The following is a 12,812-nucleotide window of genomic DNA, read 5'->3' as shown; positions in this document are numbered from 1 at the left end:
CCGCAGATAAGTATGGCGAGCGCACCACCCCGGTGAGACTCGCCTGATAATGATGGTCACGGAGGCGACTATGCTCAGTATTTTCAAACCTGCCGCGCACACGGCGAGACTGCCGGATGCGCAGATCGATTCGCACTATCGCCGCTTGCGGTGGCAAATTTTCCTCGGGATTTTCTTCGGCTATGCGGCGTACTACCTGGTGCGCAAAAACTTCGCGTTAGCCATGCCGTATCTGATTGAACAGGGGTTCTCGCGCGGTGATTTGGGCTTCGCGCTGTCGGGGATTTCCATCGCCTACGGTTTCTCTAAATTCATTATGGGCTCGGTCTCTGACCGCTCGAATCCACGCATCTTTTTACCTGCCGGGCTGATCCTTGCGGCGGCGGTGATGCTGTTTATGGGCTTTGTGCCGTGGGCGACGTCGAGCATCATGATTATGTTCGGGCTGCTGTTTGTCTGTGGCTGGTTCCAGGGCATGGGCTGGCCGCCGTGCGGACGCACCATGGTTCACTGGTGGTCGCAGAAAGAGCGGGGCGGAATTGTGTCGGTGTGGAACTGCGCGCATAACGTTGGTGGTGGTCTGCCGCCGCTGCTGTTCCTGCTGGGGATGGCATGGTTTAACGACTGGCATGCGGCGCTGTATATGCCTGCATTTGGCGCGATCCTGGTGGCGATTATTGCCTTTGCTCTGATGCGCGATACCCCGCAGTCCTGCGGTTTGCCGTCTATTGAAGAGTACAAAAACGATTACCCGGACGACTACAGTGAGAAGAACGAAGAGGAGCTGACCGCCAAGCAGATTTTCATGCAGTACGTGCTGCCGAATAAACTGCTGTGGTATATCGCGGTCGCCAACGTGTTCGTGTATCTGCTGCGTTACGGCATTCTCGACTGGTCCCCGACCTACCTGAAAGAAGTGAAGCATTTCGCGCTGGACAAATCATCCTGGGCCTACTTCCTGTATGAATACGCGGGGATCCCGGGCACGCTGCTATGCGGCTGGATGTCGGATAAAGTATTCCGTGGGAATCGCGGGGCGACCGGGGTGTTCTTTATGATTCTGGTAACCATTGCGACCATTGTTTACTGGCTCAACCCGCCGGGTAATCCGGGGGTGGATATGGCCTGTATGATTATTATCGGCTTCCTGATTTACGGTCCGGTGATGCTAATTGGTCTGCACGCCCTGGAACTGGCACCGAAGAAAGCGGCTGGCACGGCAGCCGGGTTTACCGGGCTGTTTGGTTATCTTGGTGGTTCCGTCGCGGCGAGCGCCATCGTCGGGTATACCGTCGATTTCTTCGGCTGGGATGGCGGCTTTATGGTGATGATCGGCGGCAGCATTCTGGCGGTGGTTTTACTGCTGGTGGTGATGGTCGGCGAGCGCAAACATCATCGGGAAATACAGGCGAAACGCGGGAGTTGAGTTTTAGTGCCCGGTGGAGGCTAGATGCCTTACCGGGCCTACTTGTCCCGTAGGCCCTGCAAGACAATTACATCTCGATTTCAATATCGCCTTTGGCGCGACAGCAGCAGGGCAGAATTTCACCGTGCTGTATGAACGCCAGCGGCTCGGTCAGCCAGTCGACCTGGCCGGAAACCAACCGGCAGCGGCAGGAGCCGCAATAGCCTTCCCGGCATTGAAACTCAACCGCCACATTGTGCGACTCCAGCGCCACCAGTAACGAAGGATGTTCTTCCTGGCACACTAACTCGGTGCCAGTCAGACGAAGGGTCACGCGGCTCATCAGAGCTGGAAGTTGCTCAGGTCGTCGGCATCGACATTGGAATCAATTTGACCGACCAGATACGAGCTGACTTCCACTTCCTGTGGCGCCACCTGCACGTTATCGGACACCAGCCAGGTGTTGATCCACGGAATAGGGTTAGAGCGCGTCTGGAACGGCAGATCCAGGCCCACCGCTTGCATACGGATGTTGGTGATGTACTCAATGTACTGGCACAGAATGTCTTTGTTCAGACCAATCATCGAACCGTCGCGGAACAGGTATTCTGCCCACTCTTTTTCCTGCTGCGCCGCCAGCACGAACAGGTCATAACACTCCTGTTTGCACTCTTCGGCAATCTCTGCCATTTCCGGGTCGTCCTGGCCGGAGCGCAGCAGATTCAGCATGTGCTGGGTGCCGGTCAGATGCAGAGCTTCATCGCGGGCGATCAGGCGAATAATTTTGGCGTTGCCTTCCATCAGCTTACGTTCAGCGAACGCAAACGAGCAGGCGAAGCTGACGTAGAAGCGAATCGCTTCCAGCGCGTTGACGCTCATCAGGCACAGATACAGTTTCTTTTTCAACTCGTGCAGGTTCACGGTCACGGTTTTGCCGTTAACGTGGTGCGTACCTTCACCCAGCAGATGCCAGTAGCTGGTCAGTTCGATCAGCGAGTCGTAGTAATGGGAGATCCCTTCAGCACGCTTCTGGATTTGCTCGTTGGTCACGATGTCATCAAACACGGTCGCCGGATCGTTGACGATGTTACGGATGATATGAGTATAAGAGCGCGAGTGAATGGTTTCTGAAAATGCCCAGGTTTCCACCCAGGTTTCCAGTTCCGGGATAGAAATCAGCGGCAGCAGCGCTACGTTTGGACTACGACCCTGAATGGAGTCGAGCAGCGTCTGATACTTCAGGTTGCTGATGAAAATGTGCTTTTCATGGTCAGGCAGCGCCTGATAGTCGATACGGTCGCGGGACACGTCAACTTCTTCCGGACGCCAGAAGAAGGAGAGTTGCTTTTCAATCAGCTTTTCGAAGATGTCATATTTTTGCTGATCGTAGCGTGCCACGTTGACCGGCTGGCCAAAGAACATCGGTTCCAGCAGCTGGTTATTTTTCGTCTGTGAAAAAGTGGTATAAGCCATGAATGTGTCCTGTTGAGATTTTATTGCCCGGCGGCATATGAATGGCCGGGCCTACAAAATCGTAGGCCGGGTAAGCAGAGCGCCACCCGGCAACTCGCTTAGATTTTACATGCGCCGCTTTCGCAGCCGTCGTCCTGAATGGACGGGGCCATGTCGTCCTGCGCATCTTCCGCGCCATCACGGGTGTTGTGATAGTACAGGGTTTTCACGCCAAATTTATAGGCGGTGAGCAAGTCTTTGAGCAGTTGCTGCATCGGCACTTTACCTGACGGGAAGCGCGTCGGGTCATAGTTGGTGTTAGAAGAAATCGACTGGTCGATAAACTTCTGCATGATGCCCACCAATTGCAGGTAGCCGTCGTTGTTCGGCATCTCCCACAGCAGCTCGTAGCTGTTCTGCAGTTTTTCGTAGTCCGGCACTACCTGGCGCAGGATCCCATCTTTCGACGCTTTGATGCTCACGTGACCGCGCGGCGGCTCAATGCCGTTGGTGGCGTTAGAGATCTGCGATGAGGTCTCAGACGGCATCAGGGCAGACAGCGTGGAGTTACGCAGGCCGTGCGTCTTAATGGATTCACGCAGACCTTCCCAGTCGTAGTGCAGCGGCTCGTTAACAATCGCATCCAGGTCTTTCTTATAGGTATCGATTGGCAGCACGCCTTTCGCGTAGGTGGTTTCGTTGAACCACGGGCACGCACCTTGCTCTTTCGCCAACTCGTTAGAGGCTTTCAGCAGGTAGTACTGAATGGCTTCAAACGTTTTGTGGGTCAGGTTGTTGCCGCTGCCGTCGGAGTAACGCTTGCCGTTTTTCGCCAGATAGTAAGCAAAGTTGATCACGCCAATACCCAGGGTACGACGGCCCATTGCGCCACGTTTGGCTGCCAGAATTGGGTAATCCTGATAATCGAGCAGGGCATCCAGGGCACGTACCGCGAGGATGGCCAGCTCTTCCAGGTCGTCGAGGCTGTCGATCGCACCGAGGTTGAACGCTGACAGCGTACACAGGGCGATTTCACCGTTTTCGTCGTTAACGTCGTCCAGCGGTTTGGTCGGCAGCGCGATTTCCAGGCACAGGTTAGACTGGCGCACCGGAGCCACAACCGGATCAAACGGGCTGTGGGTGTTGCAGTGGTCAACGTTCTGGATGTAGATCCGGCCAGTAGAGGCACGTTCCTGCATTACCAGCGAGAACAGTTCAACCGCTTTAATGCGCTGCTTACGGATGCTGTCGTCTTTTTCATATTTCACGTACAGACGCTCAAACTCGTCCTGATCGGCGAAGAACGCGTCATACAGGCCCGGCACGTCAGACGGGCTGAACAGGGTGATGTCTTCACCTTTCAGCAGACGGGTGTACATCAGTTTGTTGATCTGAACGCCGTAGTCCATGTGACGTACGCGGTTCGCTTCGGTCCCACGGTTGTTTTTCAGCACCAGCAGGCTTTCGACTTCCAGATGCCACATCGGATAGAACAGGGTCGCCGCGCCGCCACGAACACCGCCCTGAGAGCAGGACTTCACCGCAGTCTGGAAGTGCTTGTAGAACGGGATACAGCCGGTGTGGAACGCTTCACCGCCACGGATTGGGCTGCCCAGCGCACGGATGCGACCGGCGTTGATACCGATCCCGGCACGCTGGGAAACGTATTTCACGATAGCGCTGGAGGTGGCATTGATAGAGTCCAGGCTGTCGCCACACTCAATCAGTACGCAGGAGCTGAACTGACGGGTTGGGGTACGCACGCCGGACATAATTGGCGTCGGCAGTGAAATCTTGAAGGTTGATACCGCATCATAAAAACGCTTCACGTAGTCCAGACGGGTTTCACGCGGATAGTTAGAGAACAGGCACGCGGCAACCAGAATGTACAGGAACTGGGCGCTCTCGTAGATTTCGCCCGTGACGCGGTTCTGAACCAGGTATTTACCTTCCAGCTGTTTTACCGCGGCATAAGAGAAGTTCATGTCGCGCCAGTGGTCGATAAAACCGTCCATCTGCTGGAACTCTTCTTCCGTGTAGTCTTCCAGCAGATGACTGTCGTATTTACCCAGCTCAACCATGTTCACGACGTGGTTGTACAGCGCCGGTGGCTCAAACTGGCCATACGCTTTCTTACGCAGATGGAAAATCGCCAGGCGTGCAGCCAGGTACTGGTAATCAGGTGCTTCGCGAGAAATTAAATCGGCGGCAGCCTTGATGATGGTCTCATGGATATCAGAGGTTTTGATGCCGTCGTAGAACTGGATGTGAGAGCGCAGTTCAACCTGAGAAATGGAAACGTTGTTCAGCCCTTCGGCTGCCCAGTCCAGCACGCGATGAATTTTATCGAGATTGATTTTCTCAGTCCCGCCATCACGCTTAGTCACCATCAGACTCTGATTCATGTGAGTTGTACCTGTCCGTGAAAAGAAAAATATCCCCCATTTATCCACAGAACGTCGTTGTGACTAACTCTGTGGATAAATACTATATATAGGGGGTGTGCGATAAGTGAAACGCTATATGGTGAGTATTCTAGTAAGGATTCATTTGAGTACAAGAGTTGATTTTGACGTTAATTTAAGGTTGCAAAAGGGTAGCGGAGGCTAAGTCCACGGTTTGTAAGGCCTGGCGAGATTGTCAATATTCGAATAAAAAAAATGAAAATTTGATCGAGTGCTGATTTCTTCAACGGGAAGGTGATTTGCGCAACAGAATGCTGCGCAAACTTTATAAGAATAAGCTATGACGTTAAACGTTTTTTGCTGTTGTATGCAGCATGTAGTTAACATCAACCCCCGGCGCGAGTTTGAAATGGTTGGTGACCGGGTTGTAGTGCAGGCCCGTGATATGGCGCTCCTGCAAACAGGTGTTGTCGACCCAGCCCAGTAGTTCGGCGGGCTTGATGAATTTCTTCACGTCGTGCGTACCTTTAGGCACCATCTTCAGCACATATTCCGCGCCCACCACCGCCATCAGCCACGCTTTGCCGTTCCGGTTGATGGTTGAGAAGAACACGTGGCCGCCCGGTTTCACCAGCTTCGCACAGGCATTGACCACCGACTGCGGGTCGGGAACGTGCTCGAGCATTTCCATACAGGTCACAACGTCATACTGTTGCGCGTGTTTTGCCGCGTGATCTTCCACGGTTTCCTGGACGTAATCGACCTGAATCCCGGTTTCCAGAGCGTGCAGGCGTGCCACTTGCAGAGGCTCAAAGCCCATATCCAGCCCGGTGACATTAGCCCCTTCACGCGCCATGCTTTCGGCGAGGATCCCACCGCCGCAGCCGACGTCGAGCACTTTTTTACCAAACAGGCCGTCGCAACGGTTGGCGATGTAACCTAAACGCAGCGGGTTGATACGGTGCAGCGGTTTAAATTCCCCTTCCAGGTCCCACCAGCGTGAGGCGACAGCTTCGAATTTCGCGATTTCGTCGTGATCGACGTTAGCCACCGGCGGTTTTTCGGCATTCATGGGCGCATTGACTCCTTTTTTCATCAGGCCTGTGAGTATATCAGCACCCCGGCGTGAATAAAGCGCCGAGCAGGTACTATAGGTTTACCTCAATCACGTCGGCTGTGTTATAATTTGCGACCTTTGAATCCGGGAAACAGTAGAGGGATAGCGGTTAGATGAGCGACCTTGCGAGAGAAATTACACCGGTCAACATTGAGGAAGAGCTAAAGAGCTCGTATCTGGATTACGCGATGTCGGTTATTGTCGGCCGCGCACTGCCAGATGTCCGAGATGGACTCAAGCCGGTACACCGTCGCGTACTTTACGCCATGAATGTATTGGGCAATGACTGGAATAAAGCCTACAAAAAATCTGCCCGCGTCGTGGGTGACGTCATCGGTAAATACCACCCTCATGGTGATACCGCCGTGTACGACACCATCGTCCGTATGGCGCAACCATTCTCCCTGCGTTACATGCTGGTCGACGGCCAAGGTAACTTCGGTTCAGTAGACGGCGACTCCGCCGCAGCGATGCGTTATACGGAAATCCGTATGTCGAAAATCGCCCATGAACTGATGGCCGACCTGGAAAAAGACACCGTTGATTTCGTCGATAACTACGACGGCACCGAACGTATTCCAGACGTTATGCCAACCAAGATCCCGAACCTGCTGGTTAACGGTTCGTCGGGTATTGCAGTCGGCATGGCGACGAACATTCCGCCACATAACATCACCGAAGTCATTAACGGCTGCCTGGCGTACATTGATGATGAAGACATCAGTGTAGAAGGGCTGATGGAACACATTCCGGGCCCGGACTTCCCGACCGCCGCTATCATCAACGGCCGTCGTGGCATCGAAGAAGCCTATCGTACCGGTCGCGGTAAAATCTACATTCGCGCCCGTGCGGAAGTGGAAGCCGATGCGAAAACCGGTCGTGAAACCATTATCGTCCACGAAATTCCGTATCAGGTGAACAAAGCGCGCCTGATCGAGAAAATCGCCGAGCTGGTTAAAGAGAAACGCGTGGAAGGTATCAGCGCGCTGCGTGACGAGTCTGATAAAGACGGGATGCGCATCGTGATTGAAATCAAACGCGATGCGGTGGGTGAAGTGGTGCTGAACAACCTCTACTCCCAGACTCAGCTGCAGACCTCTTTCGGTATCAACATGGTTGCTCTGCACCATGGCCAGCCGAAGATCATGAACCTGAAAGACATTCTTTCTGCGTTCGTGCGTCACCGCCGCGAAGTCGTGACTCGTCGTACTATTTTCGAACTGCGTAAAGCCCGTGACCGGGCGCACATCCTTGAAGCACTGGCAATTGCGCTGGCGAACATCGATCCGATTATCGAACTGATCCGTCGTGCGCCAACCCCTGCTGAAGCGAAAGCGGGCCTGATCGCGCGTTCATGGGATCTTGGCAACGTTTCCGCCATGCTGGAACGTGCAGGCGATGACGCCGCGCGTCCTGAGTGGCTGGAGCCGCAGTACGGTATTCACGACGGGAAATACTTCCTGACTGAACAGCAGGCTCAGGCGATTCTGGATCTGCGTCTGCAGAAGCTGACCGGCCTTGAGCACGAAAAACTGCTCGACGAGTACAAAGAGCTGCTGGAGCAGATTGCTGAGCTGTTGCACATTCTGGGCAGCGCTGACCGTCTGATGGAAGTGATTCGTGAAGAACTGGAACTCGTTCGCGAGCAGTTCGGCGATGCACGTCGTACCGAAATCACCGCCAATACCGCAGACATCAACATCGAAGACCTGATCAATCAGGAAGACGTTGTTGTGACCCTGTCTCACCAGGGCTACGTGAAATACCAGCCGCTGACCGATTACGAAGCTCAGCGCCGTGGTGGCAAAGGTAAATCTGCTGCCCGTATTAAAGAAGAAGACTTTATTGACCGCCTGCTGGTGGCCAACACCCATGACACGATCCTGATGTTCTCCAGCCGGGGTCGTCTGTACTGGATGAAGGTTTATCAGCTGCCAGAAGCAAGCCGTGGCGCGCGTGGACGTCCAATCGTCAACCTGCTGCCGCTGGAAGCGAACGAACGTATCACCGCCATTCTGCCAGTGCGTGAATACGAAGAGGGCGTTAACGTCTTCATGGCTACCGCCAGCGGTACGGTTAAGAAAACGGCGCTGACCGAGTTCAGCCGTCCGCGTTCTGCCGGGATCATCGCGGTGAACCTGAAAGAAGACGATGAGCTGATTGGCGTTGACCTGACCAACGGTAACGATGACGCGATGCTGTTCTCTGCCGCCGGTAAAGTGGTGCGCTTTAAAGAGAGCGCAGTGCGCGCGATGGGCCGTACGGCAACAGGTGTTCGCGGTATTAAGCTGGCGGGCGAAGATAAGGTTGTTTCACTTATCATCCCACGCGGTGAAGGTGCGGTTCTGACCGTGACCCAGAACGGTTACGGTAAACGTACGGCTGAAACCGAGTATCCGACCAAGTCACGCGGCACGCAGGGCGTTATCTCGATCAAAGTGACCGAGCGTAACGGTTCTGTGGTCGGCGCGGTGCAGGTTGTGGATAGCGACCAGATTATGATGATCACCGATGCCGGTACGCTGGTGCGTACCCGCGTGTCGGAAGTCAGCGTGGTCGGTCGTAACACTCAGGGCGTTATCCTTATCCGTACTGCGGATGATGAAAACGTAGTGGGCCTGCAGCGTGTGGCTGAACCGGTTGACGAAGAAGAGCTGGATGCTATCGACGGTAGCGTCGCAGAAGGCGATGATGAAATCGCCGCAGAAACTGAGTCTGACGACGATGTTGCCGATGACGCAGCCGAGGATGATGCAGACGAGTAATCGTCTGAATTAATCGCCTGACGTTATCGTGAAAGGGCCAGTGAAAACTGGCCCTTTTTGTTTGAATATTGCGGGTGTGGTGATTTACCGCTACCTTAATCCCATCTTTTTGCACGCACACGGCCAAACGTTGAAATACCTTGTCTCCTTCCGCACGACTCTGAAAGTCTCCCGCTATCTTTTTCGGGCGCTGGCGCTGTTGCTCTGGCTGCTTATCGCTTTTGTGTCGATTTTCTATATCGTCAATGCGCTACATACCAAAGAAGCGGAGATCCGTCAGGAGTTTAATCTCAGCTACGATCAGGCGCAGCGCTACATCCAGCGGACCTCGGATGTCATGAAAGAGCTGAAGTACATCGCTGAAAATCGTCTTACCGCCGAAAATGGCGTGCTTTCTTCACGCGGGGCGAGAGACGAAACCGATGTGCCTGAGTTTGAGCCGCTGTTCCAGGATTCTGACTGCGGCGCGCTGAGCAATTCCTGGCGCGGTTCGCTTGAGTCGCTGGCGTGGTTCATGCGCTACTGGCGCGATAATTTCTCGGCGGCTTACGATTTGAATCGGGTTTTCCTGATCGGCAGCGACAATCTGTGTATGGCTAACTTTGGCCTGCGCGACATGCCGATGGAGCGCGACCAGGCGCTGAAAACCCTGCACGAGCGGATCATGAAATACCGCAATGCGCCGCAGGATGAGCGCGGCAACAACCTGTTCTGGATAAGCCAGGGGCCGCGTCCGGGCGTGGGGTATTTTTATGCGCTGACGCCGGTGTATCTGGCGAATCGTCTGCAGGCGTTGCTGGGTATCGAGCAGACCGTGCGGATGGAGAACTTCTTCACGCCGGGCACGATGCCGATGGGCGTCACCATTCTCGACGAGTCCGGGCAGCCGTTAATTGCGCTTACTGGCGGGGAAAACAAACTTAAGATTGACCCGCAGTGGATGCAGGAGCGCGCCTGGTTTGGCTACACTTCGGGCTTCCATGACCTGGTGCTGAAGAAAAGCCTTCCGCCGTCCTCCCTGAGCATTGTCTACTCCGTGCCGGTCGATCTGGTGCTGGAACGCATCCGGATGCTTATTCTTAATGCAGTGCTGCTAAACATTCTCAGCGGCGTGGCACTGTTTACCATGGCACGCATGTACGAGCGTCGCATCTTCCTGCCCGCAGAGGCGGATGCCCAGCGTCTGGAAGAACATGAACAGTTTAACCGTAAGATTGTTGCCTCCGCCCCGGTCGGGATTTGTATCCTGCGCACCCAGGATGGGACCAATATTCTGAGTAATGAACTGGCGCACAATTACCTGAATATGCTGACCCACGAAGACCGGCAGCGCTTAACGCAGATTATCTGCGGCCAGCAGGTCAACTTCGTCGATGTGCTGACCAGCAACAACACCAATCTGCAAATTAGCTTTGTGCATTCCCGCTACCGTAACGAGAACGTGGCTATCTGCGTGCTGGTGGATGTCTCCTCGCGCGTGAAGATGGAAGAGTCGTTGCAGGACATGGCGCAGGCCGCCGAGCAGGCAAGCCAGTCGAAATCGATGTTCCTCGCGACCGTGAGCCATGAGCTGCGTACCCCGCTGTACGGCATCATCGGGAACCTCGATCTCTTGCAGACCAAAGAGTTGCCGAAGGGCGTCGACAGGCTGGTGACGGCGATGAATAACTCGTCGAGCCTGCTGCTGAAAATCATCAGCGACATCCTCGATTTCTCGAAGATTGAATCTGAACAGCTGAAAATTGAGCCGCGTGAGTTTTCGCCGCGGGAGGTGATGAGCCACATTACCGCCAACTATTTGCCGCTGGTGGTGCGTAAGCAGTTGGGGCTGTACTGCTTCGTCGAACCCGATGTGCCTCAGCAACTGTCGGGCGATCCGATGCGTCTACAGCAGGTGATCTCTAACCTGCTGAGCAACGCCATCAAATTCACTGATATCGGCTGCATCATTCTGCACCTGCGTCGCGATGATAACTATCTCAGCATCACCGTGCGCGATACCGGCGTGGGGATCCCCGCCAAAGAAGTGGTTCGCCTGTTCGACCCGTTCTTCCAGGTGGGCACGGGCGTGCAGCGTAACTTCCAGGGAACCGGGCTGGGCCTGGCTATCTGTGAGAAGCTGGTCAGCATGATGGACGGCGACATTTCGGTGGAGACCGAGCCGGGGATGGGCAGCCAGTTCACGATCCGTATCCCGTTGTATGGTGCGCAAAATCTGACACCTGCGACCATTGAAGGGCTGGCGGGCAAGCGCTGCTGGTTGGCAGTACGCAATGCGTCGCTGGCACAGTTTGTCGAATTGCTACTGACACGACACGGCGTGGAGGTGCTGCGCTATGAAGGGCAAACGCCGGACGCAGACGATATGCTCATTTCCGATGATGAGCTTACGCAACCGTGGGCTGGACGCGGGGCTATCATTTTCTGCCGTCGCCATATCGGCATTCCTCTGGAGCGCGTGCCGGGCGAGTGGGTTCACAGCGTCGCCTCCCCGCATGAATTGCTGGCATTGCTGGGCCGCATCTACAGTATTGAAGTGGACAATAGCGATAACCATGGTGCGCTGCCATCGGCAGAAAATACCGCTGCCGCCAATGACGACATGATGATTCTGGTGGTGGACGATCACCCTATCAACCGCCGCCTGTTGGCCGATCAGCTCGGATCGTTGGGTTATCAGTGCAAGACCGCCAACGACGGCGTGGATGCGCTGAACGTGCTGAGTAAGAACCACATTGATATCGTGCTCAGCGACGTCAACATGCCTAACATGGACGGTTATCGCCTGACCCAGCGAATTCGACAGCTGGGCCTGACGTTGCCGGTGGTGGGCGTGACCGCGAATGCGCTGGCAGAAGAGAAACAGCGTTGTATCGAATCGGGGATGGACAGTTGCCTGTCAAAACCGGTCACGCTGGACGTGCTGAAGCAGACGCTGGCGGTGTATGCCGCGCGGGTGAGAAAAACCAGGGAGTAAAATGATTTCCCCCGGCGGGCGCCGGGGGAAAGGACTGCTTAGTCTTTGTCTGACGCGCTCAGCGTGACAGAAGAGAGGTAGTTCAGCAGGGCGATATCGTTTTCGACGCCCAGCTTCATCATCGCCGACTTCTTCTGGCTACTGATGGTTTTGATGCTGCGGTTGAGCTTCTTGGCAATTTCGGTTACCAGGAACCCTTCTGCGAACAGACGCAGCACTTCGCTCTCTTTCGGTGACAGACGTTTGTCGCCGTAACCGCCCGCGCTGATTTTTTCCAGCAGGCGAGAAACGCTTTCCGGGGTAAATTTCTTCCCTTTCTGCAAGGCCGCGAGGGCTTTAGGCAGATCGGTCGGCGCACCCTGTTTCAGGACAATCCCTTCTATATCCAGATCCAGTACGGCGCTCAGAATGGCCGGGTTATTGTTCATGGTAAGAACGATAATCGACAGCGACGGGAAGTGACGTTTAATGTATTTGATCAGCGTAATGCCATCACCGTATTTGTCTCCAGGCATGGAGAGGTCGGTGATCAGCACATGGGCGTCAAGTTTTGGCAGATTGTTGATAAGCGCAGTGGAGTCTTCAAATTCGCCGACGACATTCACCCACTCGATTTGCTCAAGTGATTTGCGAATACCGAACAGTACAATCGGATGATCATCGGCAATAATAACGTTCATATTGTTCATGT

At 54.7% G+C, this 12,812-nt stretch carries 8 protein-coding genes; 3 read left to right on the top strand and 5 right to left on the bottom strand.

Features of this window, described 5'->3' with window-relative positions; genetic code table 11:
• Nucleotides 1-70: 70 nt before the first annotated feature.
• Nucleotides 71-1,426 (top strand): glycerol-3-phosphate transporter, encoded by a 1,356-nt coding sequence (gene glpT / locus ACG0Z5_RS05940; protein WP_394446066.1) that lies wholly within the window; start codon nucleotides 71-73, stop codon nucleotides 1,424-1,426.
• A gap of 67 nt (nucleotides 1,427-1,493) precedes the next feature.
• On the opposite strand, the gene yfaE is transcribed toward glpT, so the two are convergent.
• From yfaE to ubiG, 4 genes are all read right to left on the bottom strand, one after another.
• Nucleotides 1,494-1,748: a class I ribonucleotide reductase maintenance protein YfaE gene (gene yfaE, locus ACG0Z5_RS05935; RefSeq protein ID WP_394446065.1), complete on the bottom strand. Its 255-nt coding sequence runs from the start codon at nucleotides 1,746-1,748 to the stop codon at nucleotides 1,494-1,496.
• A complete protein-coding gene (gene nrdB / locus ACG0Z5_RS05930) occupies nucleotides 1,748-2,878 on the bottom strand; it encodes a class Ia ribonucleoside-diphosphate reductase subunit beta (RefSeq protein ID WP_394446063.1) in 1,131 nt (376 codons plus the stop codon). The genes yfaE and nrdB overlap by 1 nt, the downstream gene beginning before the upstream one ends.
• A 98-nt stretch (nucleotides 2,879-2,976) precedes the next feature.
• Nucleotides 2,977-5,262, bottom strand: a complete 2,286-nt coding sequence (gene nrdA / locus ACG0Z5_RS05925; protein WP_394446062.1) for a class 1a ribonucleoside-diphosphate reductase subunit alpha — start codon at nucleotides 5,260-5,262, stop codon at nucleotides 2,977-2,979.
• 346 nt (nucleotides 5,263-5,608) lie between these two features.
• Nucleotides 5,609-6,334 carry a bifunctional 2-polyprenyl-6-hydroxyphenol methylase/3-demethylubiquinol 3-O-methyltransferase UbiG gene (gene ubiG / locus ACG0Z5_RS05920; protein ID WP_394446060.1) on the bottom strand — a complete coding sequence of 242 codons (726 nt, stop codon included), beginning with the start codon at nucleotides 6,332-6,334 and terminating at the stop codon, nucleotides 5,609-5,611.
• Between the two features lie 158 nt (nucleotides 6,335-6,492).
• On the opposite strand from ubiG, the gene gyrA reads away from it, so the two are divergent.
• A complete protein-coding gene (gyrA, locus tag ACG0Z5_RS05915; RefSeq protein WP_394446059.1) occupies nucleotides 6,493-9,144 on the top strand; it encodes a DNA topoisomerase (ATP-hydrolyzing) subunit A in 2,652 nt (883 codons plus the stop codon).
• A gap of 130 nt (nucleotides 9,145-9,274) precedes the next feature.
• The gene (rcsC, locus tag ACG0Z5_RS05910) at nucleotides 9,275-12,121 is read left to right on the top strand and encodes a two-component system sensor histidine kinase RcsC (protein ID WP_394446149.1); all 2,847 of its coding nucleotides are present in this window, start codon (nucleotides 9,275-9,277) and stop codon (nucleotides 12,119-12,121) included.
• A gap of 38 nt (nucleotides 12,122-12,159) precedes the next feature.
• Here the strand turns inward: rcsC and rcsB are convergent, their stop codons facing one another.
• Nucleotides 12,160-12,810, bottom strand: a complete 651-nt coding sequence (rcsB, locus tag ACG0Z5_RS05905) for a response regulator transcription factor RcsB (RefSeq protein ID WP_394446058.1) — start codon at nucleotides 12,808-12,810, stop codon at nucleotides 12,160-12,162.
• Nucleotides 12,811-12,812: the final 2 nt, after the last annotated feature.

The sequence above is a fragment of the Scandinavium sp. M-37 genome (assembly GCF_043558715.1).
Lineage (GTDB): Bacteria > Pseudomonadota > Gammaproteobacteria > Enterobacterales > Enterobacteriaceae > Scandinavium > Scandinavium vulneris_A.
Note: the sequence above shows the minus strand (reverse complement) of the source record. Positions and strands in the feature narration are given on the sequence as shown.

What these genes read in the sequence shown, in the direction of transcription:
- gyrA (WP_394446059.1), top strand. Translation starts at nt 6,493, where the DNA reads ATGAGCGACCTTGCGAGAGAAATTACACCGGTCAACATTGAGGAAGAG.
- ubiG (WP_394446060.1), bottom strand. Translation starts at nt 6,334, where the DNA reads ATGAATGCCGAAAAACCGCCGGTGGCTAACGTCGATCACGACGAAATC.
- nrdA (WP_394446062.1), bottom strand. Translation starts at nt 5,262, where the DNA reads ATGAATCAGAGTCTGATGGTGACTAAGCGTGATGGCGGGACTGAGAAA.
- nrdB (WP_394446063.1), bottom strand. Translation starts at nt 2,878, where the DNA reads ATGGCTTATACCACTTTTTCACAGACGAAAAATAACCAGCTGCTGGAA.
- rcsB (WP_394446058.1), bottom strand. Translation starts at nt 12,810, where the DNA reads ATGAACAATATGAACGTTATTATTGCCGATGATCATCCGATTGTACTG.
- yfaE (WP_394446065.1), bottom strand. Translation starts at nt 1,748, where the DNA reads ATGAGCCGCGTGACCCTTCGTCTGACTGGCACCGAGTTAGTGTGCCAG.
- glpT (WP_394446066.1), top strand. Translation starts at nt 71, where the DNA reads ATGCTCAGTATTTTCAAACCTGCCGCGCACACGGCGAGACTGCCGGAT.